At 72.9% G+C, this 20,197-nt stretch carries 19 protein-coding genes; 9 read left to right on the forward strand and 10 right to left on the reverse strand.

Going from position 1 to position 20,197, the window contains the following annotated elements; translation table 11 throughout:
* The first annotated feature begins 162 nt into the window (after positions 1 to 162).
* Complete coding sequence (locus ACLJPY_RS43730; protein WP_410596919.1) at positions 163 to 996, forward strand: SCO6745 family protein; 834 nt, start codon at positions 163 to 165, stop codon at positions 994 to 996.
* 144 nt (positions 997 to 1,140) lie between these two features.
* On the opposite strand, the gene ACLJPY_RS43735 is transcribed toward ACLJPY_RS43730, so the two are convergent.
* From ACLJPY_RS43735 to ACLJPY_RS43760, 6 genes are all read right to left on the reverse strand, one after another.
* Positions 1,141 to 2,427 carry a sensor histidine kinase gene (locus tag ACLJPY_RS43735; RefSeq protein WP_410596878.1) on the reverse strand — a complete coding sequence of 429 codons (1,287 nt, stop codon included), beginning with the start codon at positions 2,425 to 2,427 and terminating at the stop codon, positions 1,141 to 1,143.
* A gap of 2 nt (positions 2,428 to 2,429) precedes the next feature.
* Positions 2,430 to 3,140, reverse strand: coding sequence for a response regulator transcription factor (locus tag ACLJPY_RS43740; RefSeq protein ID WP_410596879.1), 711 nt, complete (start codon positions 3,138 to 3,140; stop codon positions 2,430 to 2,432).
* Between the two features lie 46 nt (positions 3,141 to 3,186).
* Entirely contained in the window at positions 3,187 to 3,858 is a 672-nt protein-coding gene (locus ACLJPY_RS43745; protein ID WP_410596880.1) for an IclR family transcriptional regulator, read from the reverse strand.
* Positions 3,859 to 3,909: 51 nt separating this feature from the next.
* Entirely contained in the window at positions 3,910 to 4,722 is an 813-nt protein-coding gene (locus tag ACLJPY_RS43750) for a sugar phosphate isomerase/epimerase family protein (protein WP_410596920.1), read from the reverse strand.
* Complete coding sequence (locus ACLJPY_RS43755) at positions 4,722 to 5,855, reverse strand: DUF993 family protein (protein ID WP_410596881.1); 1,134 nt, start codon at positions 5,853 to 5,855, stop codon at positions 4,722 to 4,724. Before ACLJPY_RS43755 ends, ACLJPY_RS43750 begins: the two co-directional genes overlap by 1 nt.
* 80 nt (positions 5,856 to 5,935) lie before the next feature.
* Entirely contained in the window at positions 5,936 to 6,976 is a 1,041-nt protein-coding gene (locus ACLJPY_RS43760) for a LacI family DNA-binding transcriptional regulator (protein ID WP_410596882.1), read from the reverse strand.
* 215 nt (positions 6,977 to 7,191) lie between these two features.
* On the opposite strand from ACLJPY_RS43760, the gene ACLJPY_RS43765 reads away from it, so the two are divergent.
* From ACLJPY_RS43765 to ACLJPY_RS43785, 5 genes are all read left to right on the forward strand, one after another.
* Positions 7,192 to 7,596, forward strand: a complete 405-nt coding sequence (locus ACLJPY_RS43765; RefSeq protein ID WP_410596883.1) for a nitroreductase family deazaflavin-dependent oxidoreductase — start codon at positions 7,192 to 7,194, stop codon at positions 7,594 to 7,596.
* A gap of 77 nt (positions 7,597 to 7,673) precedes the next feature.
* Positions 7,674 to 8,435, forward strand: a complete 762-nt coding sequence (locus ACLJPY_RS43770) for a lysophospholipid acyltransferase family protein (RefSeq protein ID WP_410596884.1) — start codon at positions 7,674 to 7,676, stop codon at positions 8,433 to 8,435.
* Positions 8,436 to 8,505: 70 nt separating this feature from the next.
* Positions 8,506 to 9,897, forward strand: a complete 1,392-nt coding sequence (gene lpdA, locus ACLJPY_RS43775) for a dihydrolipoyl dehydrogenase (RefSeq protein ID WP_410596885.1) — start codon at positions 8,506 to 8,508, stop codon at positions 9,895 to 9,897.
* A gap of 33 nt (positions 9,898 to 9,930) precedes the next feature.
* Positions 9,931 to 10,299 carry a hypothetical protein gene (locus ACLJPY_RS43780; protein ID WP_410596886.1) on the forward strand — a complete coding sequence of 123 codons (369 nt, stop codon included), beginning with the start codon at positions 9,931 to 9,933 and terminating at the stop codon, positions 10,297 to 10,299.
* Between the two features lie 68 nt (positions 10,300 to 10,367).
* Complete coding sequence (locus tag ACLJPY_RS43785; RefSeq protein ID WP_410596887.1) at positions 10,368 to 12,260, forward strand: S8 family peptidase; 1,893 nt, start codon at positions 10,368 to 10,370, stop codon at positions 12,258 to 12,260.
* A gap of 53 nt (positions 12,261 to 12,313) precedes the next feature.
* Here the strand turns inward: ACLJPY_RS43785 and ACLJPY_RS43790 are convergent, their stop codons facing one another.
* Positions 12,314 to 12,946, reverse strand: a complete 633-nt coding sequence (locus ACLJPY_RS43790) for a class I SAM-dependent methyltransferase (RefSeq protein ID WP_410596888.1) — start codon at positions 12,944 to 12,946, stop codon at positions 12,314 to 12,316.
* Positions 12,947 to 12,967: 21 nt separating this feature from the next.
* Here ACLJPY_RS43790 and ACLJPY_RS43795 point away from each other — a divergent pair, with 21 nt between their 5' ends.
* Positions 12,968 to 13,702: an SDR family oxidoreductase gene (locus tag ACLJPY_RS43795; RefSeq protein WP_410596889.1), complete on the forward strand. Its 735-nt coding sequence runs from the start codon at positions 12,968 to 12,970 to the stop codon at positions 13,700 to 13,702.
* Here ACLJPY_RS43795 and ACLJPY_RS43800 read toward each other — a convergent pair.
* Positions 13,699 to 14,718 (reverse strand): SDR family oxidoreductase, encoded by a 1,020-nt coding sequence (locus ACLJPY_RS43800; RefSeq protein WP_410596890.1) that lies wholly within the window; start codon positions 14,716 to 14,718, stop codon positions 13,699 to 13,701. The two genes, ACLJPY_RS43795 and ACLJPY_RS43800, sit on opposite strands and share 4 nt — an antisense overlap.
* A 71-nt stretch (positions 14,719 to 14,789) precedes the next feature.
* Here ACLJPY_RS43800 and ACLJPY_RS43805 point away from each other — a divergent pair, with 71 nt between their 5' ends.
* Entirely contained in the window at positions 14,790 to 15,668 is an 879-nt protein-coding gene (locus tag ACLJPY_RS43805) for a LysR family transcriptional regulator (protein ID WP_410596891.1), read from the forward strand.
* A gap of 232 nt (positions 15,669 to 15,900) precedes the next feature.
* Here the strand turns inward: ACLJPY_RS43805 and ACLJPY_RS43810 are convergent, their stop codons facing one another.
* Positions 15,901 to 17,346, reverse strand: a complete 1,446-nt coding sequence (locus ACLJPY_RS43810; protein ID WP_410596892.1) for an ABC transporter substrate-binding protein — start codon at positions 17,344 to 17,346, stop codon at positions 15,901 to 15,903.
* Between the two features lie 105 nt (positions 17,347 to 17,451).
* Between ACLJPY_RS43810 and ACLJPY_RS43815 the strand changes: the two genes are divergently transcribed.
* Positions 17,452 to 18,786, forward strand: a complete 1,335-nt coding sequence (locus tag ACLJPY_RS43815; protein WP_410596893.1) for an LVIVD repeat-containing protein — start codon at positions 17,452 to 17,454, stop codon at positions 18,784 to 18,786.
* Between the two features lie 28 nt (positions 18,787 to 18,814).
* Here the strand turns inward: ACLJPY_RS43815 and ACLJPY_RS43820 are convergent, their stop codons facing one another.
* Positions 18,815 to 20,173 carry a hypothetical protein gene (locus ACLJPY_RS43820; protein WP_410596894.1) on the reverse strand — a complete coding sequence of 453 codons (1,359 nt, stop codon included), beginning with the start codon at positions 20,171 to 20,173 and terminating at the stop codon, positions 18,815 to 18,817.
* Positions 20,174 to 20,197 lie beyond the last annotated feature (24 nt).

Here is a 20,197-nt window from a genome sequence, read left to right on the forward strand (position 1 = left end):
GATGAATCACAGGTGATTCATTGCACATCGACGTCGAACCGTGGCGATTCGTTCCGAGTTCGATTTTGGCCGGCCGGACGATGTCGGATCGCGGGGATGCCGTTCGTGGAGGGGGTGAGCGGCCGCCACGAGGGCGCCGCCGGAACCGCCAAGGGGACTGAGATGTCGCACCCGGAGCCCGTCGCCCGCCGCATGTACGACCTGGTCGAGCCGATCGGCCTGGTGCCCTACTTCGCCGACGAGGCGGACGAGGCCCTGCAGGCGCTCGGCCTGCGCAACGTGTGGGACGCGTACTTCGCCGGACGGGCCGCGCCGCTGGGCCGCGGGGTGCCGGCGGAAGTCGTCCACGCGATCTTCTACAACTTCGCCCTCGGCGAGGTCGCGCGCCACCTCCCGAAGGTCTGGGACCTGACCACGCCCGAGGCGGCGCTGGCGGCCCGCGAGCGGGGGTGCGTCGCGGGCATGCGGCGGATCCTCGGCGACCTCGCCGACGACCCGGCCGTGACGCGCGCCGGCGACCTCCTGCTGAAGGCGGCGACGAGCGCGCCGGTGGAGGGCCGCCCGCTCTACGCCGCCCTGCGCGCGCTGCCGGTCCCGCAGGAGCCGGTGGCCCGGTTGTGGCATGCGGCGACGCTGCTGCGCGAGCACCGCGGCGACGGCCACACCGTCGCCCTGGTGGCCGAGGGGGTCGGCGGGACGGAGGCCCACGTGCTCCACGCCCTGTCCACCGGCATGCGCCCGCAGGACTTCGGCCGGGTCTGGCACCTGCCGGCCGCGCAGCTGGACGCGGTCGTCGACGGCCTGCGCGCCCGCGGTCTCGTCGGCCCCGACGGGTGGCTCACCGCCGACGGCCGGGCCGCGAAGGACCGCGTCGAAGCCCTGACCGACCGCCTCGCGGAGGCTCCCTACCAGGCCTTGACCCCAACCGAGCTCGACCACCTGGTCTCGGACCTCGAACCGATCTCGAAGACCTTCCGCACCACTTTCCCGATGTAGCCACCGTGCCCCAGGGGCATCACCCGTGATCCGAGGGGCATCACGCGTGATTCCAGGGGCATCAGCCTGATGCCCCGCAAATCACGCGAGATGCCCCGCCAATCACACGTGATGCCCGGCCGATCACGGGTGATGCCTGGTTCGTCACGCCGGGCCGGGGGGTTCTGCGGCGGGCAGGAGGACGGTGAACGTCGGGGGGGACGGGTGGCTGAGCCGGAGGCGGCCGCCTTCGGCCTCGGCGAGGCCGCGGGCCAGGCGCAGGCCGATGCCGTGGCCCGTGGGAGCGGTGGCGAACGGGTCCGTTTCGCCGAGGTCCGGGCCTTCGTCGGCGACGTCGATGGCGAGCGCGTCGCCGGCGTCGCGGGCCAGCACCGTGACCGTGCCGCGGCCGTGCGTCGCCGCGTTGTCCAGGAGCACGCCGAGGACCTGGCGGACCGCCGCGGCCGCCACGTGCGCCGGGGGCGGGTCGTCCCGGATGATCCGCAGCGCCCGGCCCTGGGGGCCGAGCAGGGCTTCGCCGGCCTGCCGGACCTCGTCGAGCAGCGCGTCGAGGTCCAGCTCGGCCCGGGGCGCCCGGCGTTCGCGGCCCAGCGCCAGCAGGTCCTCGATGGTCCGTTCCAGCCGGTCGGCCGACGCGATCCCGGCGCGGATGGCCGCGTACGGGTCCGCCGCCGGGGTCTCCAGCGCGGCTTCGAGCTGCAGGCGCAGCCCGGTCAGCGGCGTGCGCAGCTGGTGCGACGCCTCCGCGGAGAACGCGCGCTCGCGCTCGAGGGTCTCGCCGATCCGGGTCGCGGTGGCGTCCAGCGTCTCGCCGACCTGGTCGATCTCGGGGATGCCCGCGCGCGGTGACCGGGCGGTGAAGTCGCCGTCGCCGAGCCGCCCGGCCGTGGCGGCGAGCTCCTCCAGCGGCCGGACGAGCCGGGTCGTGAACCGCCGGGCCAGCAGCCAGCTGACCCCGATCGCCGCGGTCGCCAGCCCGGCCATGCCGAGCCAGGTCAGCACGACCCGCACCCGCAGCTGGGACATCGGCAGCGCGGCGCGGACCACGCCGGTCACCCGCGACCCGCTGACCACCGGGACGGCCAGCACGACCTCCTCGCTCTCCTGCTGGATGACGACGTCGACAGCGGCGCTCGCGGCCTGCCGCTCGGCCGGGCCGGCGACGGCGGGCCCCTGCCCGGACAGCAGCCGCCCGTCGGGGCTGTAGACCCCGACGTCGGCCTCCTCTTCGTCGCCCGGCCGCACCTGCGGCGGGAGGCCGGCGTTCAGCTCGTGCGACACGGCGAGCGCGACGGCGTCGGCCGCGCGCTCCAGGTCGGCCTTCGTGTCGTCGCGGTAGTACTGCATCACCGCGATGCCCAGCGGCAGCGCGAAGAGGGCCGTCGCGACCAGGGCGGCCAGCACGGTCAGCACGATGATCCGGCGGCGCACGGCTACCCTTCGGCGGCGGTTCGGGCGGGGTCTTCCAGCCGGTAGCCGTGCCCGCGCAGGGTGGCGATCCGCGGCACCTCGTCCTCGGGCCCGGCGGCCGCCGAAAGCTTGCGGCGCACCGCCGCGATGTGCACGTCCAGGGTCTTCGTCGAGCCGTACCAGTGCGCGTCCCAGACCTCGGACATCAGCGTCTCGCGGCTCACCGCCACACCGGGCTGCTCGGCGAGCCGGGCCAGCAGGTCGAACTCCTTCGCGCGCAGGACCACTTCGCGCCCGCCCAGGGTGGCGCGGCGGCCGGCGATGTCGACGGTCAGCCCGCCGATGGTCACCGGCGGCCGGGCCCCGGCCGGCGCGCCCCGCCGCAGGTGCGCCCGCACCCTGGCCAGCAGCTCGCCCAGCCGGATCGGCTTGGTGAGGTAGTCGTCGGCGCCGGCGTCCAGGCCGACGACGACGTCCATCTCCTCCTGCCGGGCGGTGAGGATCACCAGCACGGCGGACGGCAGCGCAGCCCGCAGGCGGCGGCAGACCTCGACGCCGTCCAGGTCGGGCAGGCCGAGGTCGAGCAGCACCAGGTCGAACTCGCCGCTTTCGGCGGCCTGCAGGGCGGTCCGCCCGTCGCGGCGCCAGCACACCTGGTGCCCGTGCAGCCGCAGGGTCGATTCGAGCACGCTGCCGATCGCCGCGTCGTCTTCCACCACCAGCAGGTTCGGCATGCCGGAAGCGTAACCGGCGAACGGCCGGATCCCGGACTGCTGTGGCCTATTCCGCCCGCGTCGCGAGGCCGATCTGCGATATCCGCATCGAGGCCGCGGTGAGGGCTTCGGTGAACGCAGCCACTTCGCCGGGCCCGAACCGGCTGCTCGGCCCGGTGATCGCCAGTGCCGCCAGCAGCCGCCCGTCGCCGTCGAGCACCGGCGCGGCGACGCTGGACGCGCCCGGCTCCGGCTCGCCGTGGCTGACCGCCGTGCCGCCGGTGCCGCCTGCGTTGTCCAAGACGCGCCCGGCGGCCCCGGACCCGAGCGGCAGCTCGTCACCGACGCGGCCCACGTGCCGGATGGCCAGCGGTCCCTCCTGCTGGGCCACGCAGACCAGCACGGACGTGCTGCGCACGTAGACGTTCACCGTCTCCCGGCACTCCTGGGCCAGCTCCCGCAGCACCTGGCGGACCGGCTCGGGCAGCTGCCACGCCGTGTTGGCCAGCTGCGCCCAGCGCAGCATCCCGGGCCCGACGGTGATCCGCCCGTCCGGCCGCGTCCAGAGCAGGCCGCGCTGCTCGCAGGTGGCGACCAGCCGCAGCACCGTCGTCTTCGCCAGGCCGCTGGCCGCCGTGAGGTCCTTGACCGCCCAGGTCCGGCGGTGTTCGGTGAAGAGAGCGAGCAGGTCGAACGCCCGGAGCACGCTCCGGACCGAGCCGTCTTCGTCCGCCTTCATGCGTGACCCCCGTCCGCCTGGTGGTCTCAGTGTACCGCCAGGTGGACCGGATCAGGCCACGTGTCGCTCGAACGCCGCAACGGTCTCGGCGAGCACCTCGGCGCCCGGCCGGGCCCACAGGTCCGCGTTGAACACCTCGACCTCGATCGGCCCGGTGTAGCCCGCGGCTTCGACGGCCGCGCGCAGCCGGCGGTGGTCGATCGGGCCGTCGCCGGGCAGGGCGCGGCCCAGCAGCGGGTCGGGCAGCGGCACGAGGACGTCGCAGACGTGGAACCCGGCGATCCGGCCGGCGGCCGCGGCGATCGACTCCTCGATCCGCGGGTCCCACCAGACGTGGAACTCGTCCACGACCACCCCGACCTGCTCGGCCGGGTGCTCGCGGGCGATCGCCAGCGCCTGGTCCACAGTGGACAGCACCGACCGCTCCGCGCACTGCACCGGGTGCAGCGGCTCCAGGCCGAGCCGGACCCCGCGCGCCCCGGCGTACGGCGCCAGCTCGCCGACCGCGTCGGCGACCCGCTGCCGGGACGCGGCGAGGTCGTTGCCGGCGATCCCGCCCACGACCAGCACGAGCACGCCAGTCCCGAGCGCGGCGGCTTCGTCGATCGCCGCGCGGGTCTGCGCCACTCCGTCCACAGGGGACCCGTCCGGCGTGACGCCGGTGAAGAACCCACCGCGGCACAGCGACGAAACCCGCACACCGTGCGCCTTCAGCAGCCGGGCGGCCTCGTCGACGCCGGTCTCGGCGACCTTGTCGCGCCACAGCCCGATCCAGCCGACGCCCGCCTCGGCGCAGCCGGCCACCGCCTCGGGCAGCGACCAGGACTTCGTGGTGATCTGGTTGAGGCTCAGCCGGGGGTCCATCACGCCACGCCCGCCACCTGCAGCAGCGGCCGCATCCGGGCCTCGGCCAGCTCGGGGTCGGTCAGCACGCCTGCTTCGTCCGCGAGCCGCAGCAGCGTGGCGAGGTGGGTGATCGTGCGGGCGGACTCCTGGCCGGCGAGCATCCGGAAGTGGTCCTGGTGGCCGTTGAGGTGGGCGAGGAAGACGACGCCGGTCTTGTAGTGCCGGGTCGGCGCGCGGAAGATCTCGCGGGACAGGGCCACCGTGGGGCCGAGCAGGGCGCGGAAGCCGGGTTCGTCGTCCTGGTCGAGGCGCGCCAGCGCGGCCGCGGCGACCGGGGCGATCGGGTCGAAGATGCCGAGCAGCGCCTCGCTGTGGCCTTCGGCGTCCCCGGCGATCAGCCCGGGGTAGTTGAAGTCGTCACCGGTGTAGCAGGCGACACCGGCCGGCAACGCCCGGCGGAATTCGGTCTCGACGCCGGCGTCGAGCACCGAGACCTTCACCCCGGCGATCGCGGCCGCGTGCTCGGTGCACAGCGCCGCCAGCTCGCGTGCGGCGGCGCGGACGTCGTCGTGGCCCCAGTAGCCGGCCAGTGCCGGGTCGAACTGCGCACCCAGCCAGTGCAGCAGGACGGGCCCGGCCGCCTCGGACAGCAGCTTCCCGTAGGCGGCGTGGTAGTCGGCCGGGCTCTCCGCGGCGGCGGCCAGTGCCCGGCTGGCCATGACGACCGGGACCGCGCCGGCGCCGGCCACCAGGTCCAGCTGCTCGCGCCAGGCGTCCACAATGGACGCCACGGTGGCCGGGCCCGGCGGCAGCTGGTCGGTGCCGACCCCGGCGCACCAGCGCCGTCCGGCCGCGATCGCGCCGGTGCGGGTCACCAGCTCGCGCGTCGTCGCCCAGTCGAGCCCGATGCCGCGCTGCGCGGTGTCCATCGCCTCGGCGACCCCGAGCCCGCACGACCAGAGGTGCTCGCGGAAGGCCAGCGTCGTGTCCCAGTCGACGGCGTACGGCTCGTCGGCCCGCGCGTCGGCGACGACGTGCGCGGCCGCGTAGGCGATCCGCGCCGACGGCGGCGTTTCCGGGGGTTCGGGGGGCCGTGGCCCGGACGGCGTCCAGGCCAGCAGCTCGCCGCCGGGGGCCGGGAGCACGAGCATCGAGCACCTCCGAAAGGGTCAGAAAGCGCTTTCTCGACCACGGTAGGGCCTCGGCCGCGCCCGCGGCAAGGCCCGGTGGGTCAGCGCTTGGGTCGTCCGGTGCTCTCGCGCAGGACGACTTCGCCGGAGAGCCGGACCGTCCGCGGCCGGGCGCCTTCGGAGCCCTTGATCGCCAGGTCCATCGCGCGTTCGCCGAGTTCCTCCAGCGGCAGCCGCACGGTCGTCAGCGCCGGGGCCAGGTCGCGGACCACCGGGATGTCGTCGAAGCCGGCCACCGAGATGTCGCCGGGCACGGACAGGCCTTCCTCCCGCAACGCCGTCAGCGCGCCGATCGCCATCACGTCCGTGACGGCGAACAGGCAGGTCGGGAGCTTGCGACGGCGACCGGCGAGCAGCCGCTTGGTCGCCTCGTAACCGCCGTCGCGGCTGAACGCGGCCTCGACGACGTCGTCTTCGCGCAGGTCGATGCCGTGCGCGGCCAGTTCGCCGGAGAACCCGGCCAGCCGGTCGATCACGGTGCTCAGCCGCCGCGGCCCGGCCAGCACGGCGAAGCGCTTGTGGCCGAGGCCGACCAGTTCCTTCGCCAGCGCCGCGGCGCCGCCCTTGTTGTCCGGCTGCACGGTGTCGATCTTGAGCCCGCGGTGCCTGCTGACCGCCGCGACCTGGCCGCCGCCGCGCCGGTAGGGCTCGAGTTCGGCGGCCATCGCGCGTTCCCACGCGCGGTCTTCGAACGCCGAGCCGATCAGCAGGATGGCCGCGGCCCGCTGCGCCCGCAGCGTCGAGACGTAGGCGACTTCGCGGTCCGGGTCGCGGAAAGTGCCGGCGAGCATCACGAGCAGCCCGTTGTCGGTGGCCACCCGCATCACCCCGCCCGCGATCGCGGCGAAGTACGGGTCGCTGACGTCGTGGCAGATCACGCCGACCGTGCGGTGGGTGCCACCGGCGAGGGCCTGTGCGTGCGCGTTGGGGGCGTAAGCCAGTTCGGCCGCGGCGGCGGACACCCGCTCCCGCAGGTCGGCGCGGACGGAAGCGGTGCCGTTGAGCACCCGCGACGCCGTCGCGAGCGAGACGTTCGCGCTGCGTGCCACGTCTTCCAGTGTCACGTGCGGCCGGGCCTTCATGGCTGGCTCCTCCAAGATCGGTCTCGAGTGTCTCGGCGTGCTCGGTCGGTGCAATCTACTGGGAGGGGGGTGTGCCCGGAGAAGCCGCTGCTCGGGGGACCTCCCCCGAACGAGTGAATGTCGCGGGAAGATCGCCGGGGGCGTGTGTGTTGTGAACAAGGAGAACCTTCAAGTGGTGAGACCGCCACTGGTGCCGATCGCGAAAGGAACCACGCATGCTGTTCGGTGACGAACACGTCCGCCGCTACGAGGAGACCGACGGCGAGGTCGGCCACGACTGGAAGGAGGGCGTGCCGACGCTCGTGCTGACCACGACGGGCCGCAAGACCGGGCAGGAGCGCAAGTTCGCCCTGATCTACCAGGAAGTCGACGGGAACCCGGTGATCGTGGCCTCCAAGGGCGGCGCGCCGAACCACCCCGGCTGGTACTTCAACCTCGTCGAGCACCCCGAGGTCGGCGTGCAGGTGAAGGCCGACAAGTTCCGCGCCCGCGCCCGCACCACTTCGGGCGAGGAGCGCGCGAAGCTGTGGGAGAAGCTCGCCGCCGTCTGGCCGGACTACAACGAGTACGCGAAGAAGACCGACCGTGAGATCCCGGTCGTGGTGCTCGAGCGGCTTTGAACCTCCCGCTGTGATCTGCGCCGCGTTCGGCGCGGGCACGGGCCGATCCGGCCGGTCGTGGGCTACGAATGACAACCATGGACCGCTGGACCGCCCTGGACACCGAAGGTGAGCTGCTCACCCGACGCCAGATGATCGCCTACGGCCGGCGCTTCGCCCGCGCCGGCCGTGGCGCCTGGTACAGCTTCGCCATCGAGGTGGTCTGGCAGTTCCTCGTCCAGACCACGCGGTTCCGCGTGCGGGGCGCGCGGAACATCCCGAAGTCCGGTGGCGTGCTGGTGGCGTCGAACCACCTGTCGTTCGCCGACCCGACGACGCTGACGGCGTTCTGCCTCGCCGCCGGCCGCGTGCCGCGGTACCTGGCGAAGGCGTCGCTCTGGAAGCTGCCGGTGGTCGGCCGCGTGATGCGGTCCGGGCGGCACATCCCGGTCTACCGCGGCGCGGCGACGGCCGCGGAGGCCTACCGCGACCTGGTGGCGTCCGTGCGCGCGGGCGAATGCGTCGCGATCTTCCCGGAAGGCACCTTCTCGAACGACCCGGACGGCTGGCCGATGCGCGGCAAGACCGGCGTCGTGCGGGCGGCGCTGGAAACCGGCGCCCCGGTGATCCCGGTGGCGAACTGGGGAACCCACCACCTGCTGCCGTCGACGGCGAAGTTCCCGCACGTGCTGCCGCGCAAGACGGTCGACCTGGTGGCGGGGCCGCCGGTCGACCTGTCGGACCTGCGCGACCGGCCGCTCACCCGCGAGGTCCTGGAGGAGGCGACGGCCCGGATCATGGGCGCGGTGACGGCGTTGCTGGAGGGCATCCGCGGCGAGGTGCGTCCGGTCGCCGCCTGACCGTCGCCCGCTGGCCGCATGAGGTCCGGGTCACCCCGCCCCGCCGCGCCCGGAAGGGTAGTTTCGGGGTATGAGTGCACAACACTTTGATGTCGTCGTGCTGGGGGCCGGGGTGGGCGGCTACGTCGCGGCGATCCGCGCGTCCCAGCTGGGGCTGAGCGCCGCGGTGGTCGAGGAGAAGTACTGGGGTGGCGTCTGCCTGAACGTCGGGTGCATCCCGTCGAAGGCGTTGCTGCGCAACGCCGAGCTGGCGCACGTCGTCACGCAGGAGGCGAAGGCGTTCGGCATCTCCTCCGACAGCCCGATCAAGGTCGACTACACGGCCGCGTACGAGCGGAGCCGGAAGGTCGCCGACGGGCGCGTCAAGGGCGTGCACTTCCTCATGAAGAAGAACAAGATCACCGAGTTCGACGGGCACGGCACGTTCGTCGACGACCACACCCTCGAGGTGAACGGCTCGCGGATCACGTTCGGCCACTGCATCATCGCGACCGGCGCGACCACGCGGCTGCTGCCGGGGACCTCGCGCAGTTCGCGGGTCGTCACGTACGAAGAGCAGATCCTGTCGAGCGAGCTGCCGTCGAGCATCGTGATCGCCGGCGCGGGCGCGATCGGCGTCGAGTTCGCCTACGTGCTGCACAACTACGGCGTCGACGTCACGATCGTCGAGTTCCTCGACCGGATGGTGCCGCTGGAGGACGCCGAGGTGTCGGCCGAACTCGCGCGCCGCTACCGCAAGCTCGGCATCAAGGTGCTGACGTCGACCCGCGTCGAGTCGATCGACGACTCGGGTTCCTCGGTGCAGGTGACGGTGTCTTCGGAGAAGAACGGACAGCAGGTCCTTTCCGCGGACAAGGTCATGCAGGCGATCGGCTTCCAGCCGCGCGTGGAGGGCTACGGCCTCGAGAAGACGGGCGTGGCCCTGACCGACCGCGGCGCGATCGCGGTGGACGGCCGCGGCCGCACGAACGTCGACCACATCTTCGCGATCGGCGACGTGACGGCGAAGCTGATGCTGGCGCACGCCTCGGAGTCGATGGGCGTGGTGGCGGCGGAGACGATCGCGGGCGCGGAGACGATGGAGCTCGACTTCCCGATGATCCCGCGCGCGACGTACTGCCAGCCCCAGATCGCCAGCTTCGGCTGGACGGAGGAACAGGCCCGCGAGAAGGGCTTCGACGTCCAGGTGGCGAAGTTCCCCTTCACGGCCAACGGCAAGGCCCAGGGCCTCGGCGACGCGGGCGGCTTCGTGAAGCTGATCAGCGACGCGAAGTACGGCGAGCTCATCGGCGGGCACCTGATCGGCCCGGACGTCACGGAGCTGCTGCCGGAGCTGACGCTGGCCCAGCAGTGGGACCTGACGGTGCACGAGGTGGCGCGGAACGTCCACGCGCACCCGACGCTGGGGGAAGCGGTGAAGGAAGCCGTCCACGGCCTCGCCGGTCACATGATCAACATGTAGGACGCCCGAAGCGGAGTTTCGGCCGAGCTCCTCGTGGTGCTCGACGGCGCCGGCGGTGAAGCGCTCGACCTCTCACTCGAACTGGTGAGGGATCGGCACCGGATCCTCACCCTCGTGCACCACCACCGGGCCGCGGAACCCGGGGTGCTCGTCTCGAAATCCGGACTTTCGGCCACCCGGCTCGCCGAGCCGGCCGCGCTCTACGCCAAGGGCGATTTGCTCTTCACCGTGCGCCGGGCCTACTCGTACACCGAGGCCGTCGCCGCGCACCGGAAATCGAAAGCGGGCACGCCGGGTAAAAATAGTTCTCACGTTTCCTTGAGGTATCCGGCTTGTTCCAGCATGTGGACCAGCGGGCGTTCCCGACTTTGGTCGCTGGAATCCCGCCCGGTCACTCCTTAGATTCTCCCCATTACACCCAGTCGGGTGTCATTCGGTCGAGTGGCTGAGTAGCACAGGGAGACAGCGAAATGGTGAGATTCAGCCGGGTCGCCGCGCACGCGGTTCCGCTGACGGTGGGCGCGCTGCTGCTGACGACGGGGGTCTCGGTGGCGCAGCCGTCCACCGTGGACGCCGCGGCCGCGCGCACCGAAGCGGGCATCAGCGCACTGCAGAGCATCAAGAAGAGCCTGAGCCCCGCGGAACGCAAGCAATCGAGCCAGCTGGTCGTCGAGAAGCGGTTGCGGGCCGACCGGTCGCTGGCCGCGAAGCTGCCGGACTACCGCTCCGGCGTCGGCGTGAGCAACGCCGGCACCGTTTCGGTCGACATCGCCGCCCAGGGCCAGGCCGTCGCGAACGCCGTCAAGGCGGCGGGCGGCGCGGTCCGGTCCGTCTCGCCGGACGGCGCCGTCCGCGCCGACCTGCCGCTGTCCGCGCTGGACGCGATCGCCGGCCGCGCCGACGTCACCGAGGTCAAGCCCGCCGCGCAGGCCACCACCTGGAGCGAGGCCGGCAACCGCGACTTCCGGACGGCGGTGGCCGCCGCGACGCAGGTGTCCGAAGGCGACAAGGCGCACGGCGCCGACACCGCCCGCACCACCTACGGCGTCAGCGGCTCCGGCGTGAAGGTCTGCGTGCTCTCCGACGGCGTCGACTCCCTGGCGAAGTCGCAGGCCGCCGGCGAGCTGCCCGCGGTCGACGTGCTGTCCGGTCAGAAGGGCAGCGGCGACGAGGGCACCGCGATGCTCGAGATCGTTCACGACCTCGCGCCGAACGCGACCCTCGGCTTCGCGACCGCGTTCACCAGCGAGGCGAGCTTCGCCGCGAACATCCGCGCGCTGCGCAGCACCGGCAAGTGCCAGATCATCGTCGACGACGTCTCCTACTTCGACGAGTCGCCCTTCCAGGACACGCAGGTCGCGCAGGCGGTCAACGACGTGACCGCGGCGGGCGTCCTCTACTTCTCCTCGGCCGGCAACTCGGGCAACGCGACCGACGGCACCAGCGGCTACTACGAGGGTGACTTCCGCGCTTCCTCCTCGAAGATCAGCGGCGTCACCGGCACCCCGCACGACTTCGACCCGAGCAGCACCACGCAGAACTTCGACGCCCTGTCCGCCGGCTCGCTCGGCAAGCCGGTGACGCTGTTCTGGTCCGACCCCTGGGGCCGGTCCGCCAACGACTACGACCTGTTCGTCCTGAACTCCTCGGGCAGCGTCGTGGCCTCCAGCGAGAACGCGCAGTCCGGCTCGCAGAACCCGTACGAGATCGCGAACGTGCCGTCCACCGGCTCGGGCTACAAGGTCGCGGTCGTCAAGTACAGCGGCGCCGACCGGTTCATCGCCCTCAACGTGATCCGCGGCCGGTTCGTCGCTTCGGGCTCGCTCAAGGCGTTCAGCACCAACGGTGTCACCAACGGCCACTCGGCCGCGGTCAACGCCTTCAGCGTGGCGGCGGCGCCGGCGGCGGCCGCGTTCGGCCGTCCCCTGGAGACCGGCGACCCGGCGAACCCGGCCGGCCCGTACCCCGGCCAGTTCAGCGCGTCGAGCAAGTGGGAGCGGTTCTCCTCCGACGGCAAGCGCCGCCTGTTCTACAACGCCGACGGCTCGGCGATCACGCCGGGCAACGTGTCTTCGACCGGCGGCACGGTCCGCAACAAGCCGGACATCACCGCGGCCGACGGCGTCGCCACCTCGGTGACCGGCTTCCAGCCGTTCTTCGGCACGTCGGCGGCGGCCCCGCACGCGGCGGCCATCGCGGCCCTGCTGCTGTCGGGCAAGCCGACGGCGACCCCGGCCCAGATCCGCTCGGCCCTGGTGTCCTCGGCGATCGACCTGGGCGCGCCCGGGTTCGACACGGTGACCGGCAACGGCGTGATCATGGCCGGCCCGGCCCTGGCCGCGCTGGGGGTCCAGCCCAAGTAGCGTCCCCAGCACCGGACGGCCCGGCGAGCAGCGCGCTCGCCGGGCCGTGCCCGTCAGGGGCGGCCGGTGACCAGGAGGTGGAAGCCGAGCCCGCCGCCGGCGAGCCGTTCGTGGGCCCGCACCCGGAGCCCGGCGCGAACCAGCGCGGCCTCGACGTCGTCCAGGGGCCGGATCCGGAAACCGTTGCGGGTCAGCATCTCGGCGCGGTTCATCGCGTCCGGATCGCCGATGCCGAGCACGAACCGGCCGCCCGGCCGCAGCACCCGGGCGACCTCGGTGAGGGCGGCGTCGAGGTCGTCGACGAAGTAGATGGTGTTCGTCGAGACGATCGCGTCGACCGACGCGGCGGCCAGCGGGAGTGCCGTCATCGAGCCTTCGTGCACCGCCAGCCGGCCCGCGGCGATCTCCCGGCGGAACGTGCTGCGGGCGCGCTCGAGCATCGTCCGGGAGACGTCCACGCCGTGGACTTCGCCCGCCTCCCGCAGCAGCAGGGCCAGGCCCAGCCCGCCGCCGAAGCCGATGTCCAGTGCCGTTTCGGTGCCTCCGGTCTTCAGCGCGGCGACCGCCCGCACGACCGCCGCCCGGTTCCGGCGGTTGAGCATCGCACCGACGATCCGGCCGCGCAGGCCGCTAGGGTGGCCGAGTTGCCGGGCCAGCCCGGCCTGGAAGCGCTCGCGGAGTCCCATGCGGGCAGTCTAGGAGGAACGATGGCGAAGACGGCGGTGGTCACCGGAGCGGGATCGGGCATCGGGCGGGCCGTGGCCCGGGCCCTCCTGGCCGACGGCTACCACGTCGCGCTGGCCGGGCGGCGCGCTTCCGCGCTCGAGGAAACGGCAGCGGGCTTCGAGAACGCGCTCGCCGTGCCCACCGACGTTTCCGACGAAGACTCGGTCGAGGCCCTCTTCGAAACCGTGCGCGCCCGGTGGGGACGGCTCGACCTGCTCTTCAACAACGCCGGGATCTCGGTCGGCGGCACGGTCGCCGATCTGTCCGTCGAGGACTGGAAGCGGACCGTGGACGTCAACCTCACCGGGATGTTCCTCTGCGCGCGGCAGGCCGTGCGGCTGATGAAGGACCAGGACCCGCGGGGCGGCCGGATCGTCAACAACGGCTCGATCTCCGCGCACGTGCCGCGGCCGTCGAGCGTCGCCTACACCGCGACCAAGCACGCGGTCACCGGGCTGACCCGGTCGATCTCGCTGGACGGCCGCGCCTGGAACGTCGCCTGCGGCCAGCTCGACATCGGCAACGCGGCCACCGAGATGACCGAGCGGATGGCCGCCGGCATCCCGCAGCCCGACGGCCGCGTCGTCGCCGAGCCGACCTTCGACGTCCGGCACGTGGCCGACGCGGTGCGGTACATGGCCGGGCTGCCGCTGGACGCGAACGTCCAGTTCCTCACCGTCACCGCGACGACCATGCCGTTCATCGGCCGCGGCTAGGGGATCACCCGGGCCTTCCGGAACTCGTCGAAGAGCCGGTAGAACATCTGCTCCGTCTCGACGTACTCGCCGAACCCGGCCCGGCGGGACTTCGACGTGTCCGCGAACACGTCGTAGTCCCAGCCGAACACGAAGTCGCCGAACGTCCAGGAGGCCGAAACGTCCGCGTAGGACGCGGAAAGGCCGTGCCGCGTGGCCATCTCGGTCCACAGTGGAGCTTTGTCCGCCATGACGTCCACAAGGGACATCCGCAGCGGTGGCGCGACGTCGAGGCCGAAGTACGCCGCCAGTTTCGGCCACAGCTCGCGCCAGCGGAAGAGGTCGCCGTTGGCGATGTTGAAGGCGCCCTGGTGCCCGGTCGCCCAGACCGTCGCCGAGGCCAGGAGGCCCGCGTCGGTCAGCTCCAGCAGGCTGTCGTACGCGCCGGGCTTGCCGGGGAACCGCAGCGGCAGCCCGAGTTCCTTCGAAATCGACGCGTAGACCGCGATCACCAGCGCGAGGTTCATCGGATTGCCCAGCGCGGTGCCGCCGACCACCGACGGCCGCAGCGCCGACCACGTCCAGGCACCCGCCCGCCGTTCGAGGAACTGCTGCTGGTCGACGTTGAACTCCGGCGGCAGGTGCCCGGCGTCGGTCTCGCGCGCCGGCGTCTTGAACGGGCCGAGGTGCGCGCCGTAGACCTTGTAGCCCTGCATCAGGCTCACGTGCCGGAGGCCGGGCGCCGCCGCTTCCACGGCGTCGACGACGTTCACCAGCATCGCCAGGTTCGGCGGGACGAGCTCCGCCCACGTCGGTTTGTCCTGGTAGGCGGCGTAGAAGAGGTGGGTCGTCGCGGTCAGGTGGGCGAGCTTCGCGCGGGTGCCCGCCGCGTCGAGGAGGTCGACGGGGATCGAGCCCGGGCCGCCGCGGCGGGAGAGGCCGACGACGTCCCAGCCGCCCGCCGCCCGCAGGTGCTCGACGAGGTTCTTGCCGATGATCCCGTTGGCCCCGGCGACCACTGCTGTCTTGCGTTCCATGACCTCCAGCCTGGGCGCGCTCGGTCGATAAGTCCAAGGCTTGGTAGTCACCAAGTCGATAAGCTGTGTTCATGACAAGTCTCCGGCAGCTCGAGTACCTGGTCACGGTGGTCGACACCGGCTCGTTCACCCGCGCCGCCGAGCAGCTGCACGTGACGCAGCCGGCGTTGTCGCACCAGATGCGGGCTCTCGAACGCAGCCTCGGCGGCCCGCTGCTGGAGCGGCTGCCCCGCGCGGTCCGGCTCACGCCGATGGGCCGGGCGATGCTGCCGCACGCGCGGGCGGCGCTGGCCGACGCCGAACGCGCGCGCTGCGCGGCCCGGCTGGCGTCCGGGACGACGGCGGGCGAGCTGCAGGTCGCCACGGTGTACTCGGTGAGCCTGGGCGTCTTGCCGCCGGCGTTGCGCGTGTGGCGGCGCGCCCGGCCGGAGGTCGACGTCCGGCTGATCGAGTTCCGGCACGCCGACGAGCTGCGGGAGGCGATGGCGGCGGGGGAGGCCGACGTCGCGCTCGGCCCGCGGCCCGGCGACTGGGCGGGGCCGGTGCGGGAGCTCGGCGTGGAGGAGTTCGTCGTGGTGCTGCCCGCGGACGGCGCCCGCGAGGACGACGACACCGGCGAAGTCGACTTGGCGACCCTGGCGGATTGCGCGTGGGTGCACTACGCCCCGGGCAACGGCCTGGCCGAGCTGGTCGACGCCACCTGCGCGGCGGCGGGCTTCCGCCCCCGCCCGGCGGTCCGCACCGAGCAGACGGCGGCGGCCCCGATCCTGGCGGCGGCCGGCCTCGGCCCGGCGCTGGTCCCGGCGAACGTCCTCCCGGCCCGCTTCGACGGCCGGGTGCTGCGGCCGAGCGTGCCGGTCCGCCGGACGCTGGTGGCTTACACCCGGGCGGACCCGGATCCGCTGACCAGGGCGTTCATCGAGACCCTGGTGGCGCACGCGAGGGTTTAGCGTCACGTGTCCGAGGTTTGTCGACAGCGACCCGGCTCAAGCACCTCAATGTGGCATCCGTTGAGGGTGGCGGCGGGGGCATGGATGGAGCACCCAAGGCGGCCTTCGGTGCGTCAGACGCAACCAAGGCCGCCTTGGGGCGTTCGGGACCCCTACCTACCCCCGGCTCGGTGAGCGTCAGCGAACCTGGGACACGCGACACTGGAGGCGGCCCAGCAGTGCGGGTCCCAGCTCACGAGACACCGATCCCGGCCAGCACCGGGCCGGTGAACGGCGTCGCCGTGACGTCGTGGACCCGGGGGCCCCACACCGCGTGGCCGTGGCCCGACCACAGCGGGGCCGCCGGCAGATCCCGCAGCAGCTGGTTCTCCGCCAGCCGGTACAGCTCGCCCGCCTCCTCCGGTGTGGCCGCCGCGTCGGCCATGGACAGGTTCTGGCGGAAGACCTCGTCCGTGTACCCCGACTGTGAAGCCAGCAACGACAGCAGCTCGTACGGGCTGGCCGTCGCCAGCTTGACGTCCAACGTGGACGGTCCGTCCAGCGGCCCCGTCTTCGGCACCGCCTGCGCGGTCACGGATACGTCCAGCGCCTTGTGCAGCCCGACCACCAGCGTCCGCGTCCACGACTCCGCGCCCGGTCCGAAGTAGACGGTGGCGCCGCCGGGGAAGGCCGCCTGCTTCAGCAGGGCCTTGCCCGCCGCCGCGTCGAAGCTGCACGGGCGGCAGGTGCCCGTCCGCTCGCCCGGGGCGTCCGACGGCGGCAGCAGCGCCTTGGCCGGGTCGACCTGGTGGGCCAGCGGCCCGGCCTCCAGTGCCGCGCGGTCCACGCCCAGCGCGAAGCCGTGGCGGACCGTCGGGTCGGCGAACCGCGGGTCCGTCACCGGGAACGCCAGGTAGCCCGCTTCGGGCAGGGCCCACGACGCGTGCCGGTCCGCGAAGTCGCCCTGCACGGCTTCGTGCCGGTCGCCGGGGACCTCCGTCGCGAGGTCCAGGGTGCCCGCCTTGACCGCGTCGTACTGGGCGGCCGGCTCGCCGACCCGCAGCTCGACCTCCTCGGCCTTCCCGGCGCCGACGCGCTTGAGGGTGCCGCCCGAGCCCGGCTTCCAGCCGCCGTCGAGGCGGTACGGGCCGTTGCCGACCGGCGCCTTCGCGAAGCCGTCCCAGTCGCGGGAGGCGAGCACCGACGCCGGGAGCGGGACCAGGCCCGGTGCCGACAGCAGCGCGGGGACCTGGCCGGACGGCCGGTCGAGCGTCAGCGCGATCGTGTCCGGCGCCGTCGCCTTGATCTCGCGGGCGCGCAGCAGCTTCGTCAGCACCGGGGAGGACACCCACTGCTCCGCGGCGATCGCCCGCCAGGTGTCCACATAGGACTGAGCGGTGACCGGGGTGCCGTCGTGGAACGTCCCGGGCCGCAGCTTGACCGTCCAGTGCACCCGGTCGCCGCTTTCGATCGACGCCGCCGCGCGCGGCGTCACCTTCCCGGACGTCGCGTCGTAGTCGGCCAGCGGCGTCCACAGCGCGCCCGTCACCAGGCGGCCCGCCTGGTCGGCGAGGTCGGCGGGCAGCAGCGTCGCGGGTTCGCGGAGGCCGACGGACAGGACGCCGGGCCGCGCGGGATCGGCACCGGAGCAGCCGGTCAGCGCGAGGACCAGGGCAGCGAACAGGGCGAGCAGACGCATGTGCCAGTCCTACCAGTCGGAAGGCAACGAAAGACGGTTGTGTCCGGTTGATCTCCGTCGTACCGTTCGGGAGGTCACGCTCGCCGGGGTTCTGGGAGGTTTCGCGTGCGCACCTGGTTGCGGTCGTGCTTCGCCGCCGTCACCGTCAGCGCCACGCTGGTAGCGACCGGGTGGCCGGCCGCGGCCTGCGGCGAGGACGACAAACCGGCGGTCCCGGCCGCCCGGACGCTGGGCGACCCGGGGGCGATCAAGAACGTCAAGGCCGTCGGCAACGTGCCGGACGCCGCCGGCGCGATCTCGATCAACTTCCTCGACTACGGCCGCCGGGACGTCATGGTCGTGTCCGGCGAGTTCGGGCTCAAGGTCTACGACCTGACGAAGAACCCGGCCGCGCCGAAGCTGGTCGGCCAGGTCAGCCTGCCGGGGCTGTGGGAGACCGAGGACACCGAGGTCGACCGGAACCGCAAGCTGGTCTTCCTCTCGCGCGACCCGCGGGCGTACGGCGGGACCACGCACACCGGCGAGTCCGGCATCTACGTCGTCGACGTCTCGAAGCCCGAGGCCCCGGCGATCCTCAGCTACGTCCAGGTCCCGGCCGGCCACACGACCAGCTGCGTCGACGGCTGCCGCTACCTGTGGACCGGCGGCCCGGCGAAGGCGGACAACCAGCCGGCCGACTGGGGCGGGCGGCCGATCTGGGTCACCGACGTCCGCGACCCGAAGCACCCGAAGGTGAACCCGGAGCCCATCGAGCTGGCCCGCAACGACGGCAAGACCGACTACGTGCACGACGTCCAGGTGGACGCCGACGGCGTGGCCTGGGTCTCGGGCCGCGGCGGCGTCCGCGGCTACTGGACTTCCGGCATCCACCGCGACCCGCTGACCGGGAAGATCCGCCGTGCGACGGCCCACGAACCGGTCCCGTACGCGGGCGGCGGCATCGCCGAGACGGCGGCACCGTCCCGGTTCATGCACAACAGCTTCCACCCGACCGGCCACCGCATCGGCGACGGCGCTTGGCGCGGCCAGGACCTGATCTACGCGACGGAGGAGAACTTCGTCGCCGGCTGCGCGGGCGACGGCGTCCTGACGATCTCGTCCCTGGCCGGCTCCTACCACGGCGAAGGCTGGCGTTCGACGCCGGAGAAGCCGTTCCGCCTGCAGAGCGTGGGCACCTGGGGCGTCAACGGCCAGGAAGGCAGCGACCCGGCCTCGGACGACTGCTCCGCGCACTACTTCGACGTCCGGGGGAAGATCCTGGTGCAGTCGTTCTACGCGCAGGGCACGCGGTTCCTCGATGTCAGCGACCCGACGAACCCGCGGCAGATCGCTTACTACCGCCCGGGCGACGCGAGCGCTTGGGCGCCGTACTGGCACGGGAAGTACGTCTACGTCGCCGACAACACCCGCGGTGTGGACGTCCTGCAGCTCACGAAGTAGTGGTCGGGCCCGGCTCCCGCCGAGGGCGTCACTGGCTGCGGCGGTTGTCCTGCACGAGCCGCGGCGGGGGCACCAGTGGCCAGCGGGCCGGTTGCGGCAGCTCGGTCAGGGAAAGCTTGCGGTAGAGCGTCTCCCGGACGATCTCGGCCGACACTCCCTTCCGGGCGGCCAGCCGGTCGTGGACGGCCTGCCACTGGGCGGGCTGCGCTTCCCTCGCGGCGGCGAGCTGGCTGACCAGCGACGCTTGCGGATCGAACAGCGGGCTGTGCCTGGCCAGTTCGGCCACGATCGAGTCCGGATCGACCTCGGTGTCCGCGAAGTGGCTCAGCAGCACCGGGATCTCCGCGCCGGCCGCGTAGGCCGAAAGTGAGCCGTGGTCGGCGACGAGGAAGTCGGCGGCGGCCAGGAGACCTCGCCAATCCTCGTAGGTGTCGACCACGTCGAGCCCGGCTGCGCGCGCCTCGCCGAACCAGTTCCGGACCTGCCGGGCGCCGTGCCCCGCCCAGACGGCCGGGTGCACGGTGGCGATCACCCGGTGGTTGGCCGGGAGCTCGCTCGCCAGCCGCCGGGGGAGATCGCCGTTCACCGCCAGCAGCGAGCGCGACCCCCAGGTCGACGACACGGCCACGAGGGTCTGCGCGTCCCGGATGCCGAGCCGTTCCCGGTAGTGCTCCCGATGCGCACGGCAGACGAGCAACCGGTCGTAACACGGGTCGCCGGCCACCACCGCGTACGGCACCGCTTCGGGGCACTGGCGGGACAGGGTGGACAGGTGGGCGGGATGGGGGAGCAGCAACGCGTCGACGACCGGCCGGCCCTCGTCGTCGAGCAGCGACGCCCGGTCCAGGCCGTACACCGGCCGGTCGTCGTCCAGCCCGGGCCACGCCCACGCGGGCCAGAGCTTGTTGTACCCGGCACCGTGCGGGGCGGCGAACCTCGCCCGGGCCGGCAGGTCGCCGATGCGGTGCAAGCTCGCCGCGACGACCAGGTCGAACTTCCGGCTGATCGCCTCCGCCCACGGGATGACGCGGACCTCCAGTTCCCGCAGCCGGTTCTCCACACCTTCGCCGAACTGGTCGGGCACCTGGGTGTAGATGAGCTGCACCCGCGGATCGTTCTCGAGGTGCAGGACCATGTCCTCCAGCCGGATCAGGCTGGTGATGGTGTGCACGGCGACCAGGACCGTGCGCTCGATGTCCATCGTGTTCCAGTGCTCGGCCCGCGGCTCGGCGGCCGCGTCGGGGCTGACCGGCGCGGCCGCCGGCGGCGGCTTGATCCAGCTGCGACCGCGCTTCGGCGCGGGGCGGGGGCGAGGGGTGGTGGAGGCCTTCGGCAGGTAGCGGTCCGCGAGGCGGCGGATGCCGCCGGACGAGGAACCGGTCGTCATGAGGTGAAGTGGGAGGACGTCCAT

The organism is Amycolatopsis sp. lyj-23, from assembly GCF_046549135.1.
In the GTDB taxonomy this organism is placed as follows: Bacteria; Actinomycetota; Actinomycetes; order Mycobacteriales; family Pseudonocardiaceae; genus Amycolatopsis.

Bases quoted from the DNA above. Each gene is read 5' to 3' on its own strand.
- ACLJPY_RS43800 (WP_410596890.1), bottom strand. From the start codon at position 14,718: ATGGAACGCAAGACAGCAGTGGTCGCCGGGGCCAACGGGATCATCGGC.
- ACLJPY_RS43750 (WP_410596920.1), bottom strand. From the start codon at position 4,722: ATGGACCCCCGGCTGAGCCTCAACCAGATCACCACGAAGTCCTGGTCG.
- ACLJPY_RS43805 (WP_410596891.1), top strand. From the start codon at position 14,790: ATGACAAGTCTCCGGCAGCTCGAGTACCTGGTCACGGTGGTCGACACC.
- ACLJPY_RS43820 (WP_410596894.1), bottom strand. From the start codon at position 20,173: ATGACGACCGGTTCCTCGTCCGGCGGCATCCGCCGCCTCGCGGACCGC.
- ACLJPY_RS43740 (WP_410596879.1), bottom strand. From the start codon at position 3,140: ATGCCGAACCTGCTGGTGGTGGAAGACGACGCGGCGATCGGCAGCGTG.
- ACLJPY_RS43770 (WP_410596884.1), top strand. From the start codon at position 7,674: ATGGACCGCTGGACCGCCCTGGACACCGAAGGTGAGCTGCTCACCCGA.
- ACLJPY_RS43755 (WP_410596881.1), bottom strand. From the start codon at position 5,855: ATGCTCGTGCTCCCGGCCCCCGGCGGCGAGCTGCTGGCCTGGACGCCG.
- lpdA (WP_410596885.1), top strand. From the start codon at position 8,506: ATGAGTGCACAACACTTTGATGTCGTCGTGCTGGGGGCCGGGGTGGGC.
- ACLJPY_RS43745 (WP_410596880.1), bottom strand. From the start codon at position 3,858: ATGAAGGCGGACGAAGACGGCTCGGTCCGGAGCGTGCTCCGGGCGTTC.
- ACLJPY_RS43730 (WP_410596919.1), top strand. From the start codon at position 163: ATGTCGCACCCGGAGCCCGTCGCCCGCCGCATGTACGACCTGGTCGAG.
- ACLJPY_RS43810 (WP_410596892.1), bottom strand. From the start codon at position 17,346: ATGCGTCTGCTCGCCCTGTTCGCTGCCCTGGTCCTCGCGCTGACCGGC.
- ACLJPY_RS43765 (WP_410596883.1), top strand. From the start codon at position 7,192: ATGCTGTTCGGTGACGAACACGTCCGCCGCTACGAGGAGACCGACGGC.
- ACLJPY_RS43790 (WP_410596888.1), bottom strand. From the start codon at position 12,946: ATGGGACTCCGCGAGCGCTTCCAGGCCGGGCTGGCCCGGCAACTCGGC.
- ACLJPY_RS43760 (WP_410596882.1), bottom strand. From the start codon at position 6,976: ATGAAGGCCCGGCCGCACGTGACACTGGAAGACGTGGCACGCAGCGCG.
- ACLJPY_RS43785 (WP_410596887.1), top strand. From the start codon at position 10,368: ATGGTGAGATTCAGCCGGGTCGCCGCGCACGCGGTTCCGCTGACGGTG.
- ACLJPY_RS43795 (WP_410596889.1), top strand. From the start codon at position 12,968: ATGGCGAAGACGGCGGTGGTCACCGGAGCGGGATCGGGCATCGGGCGG.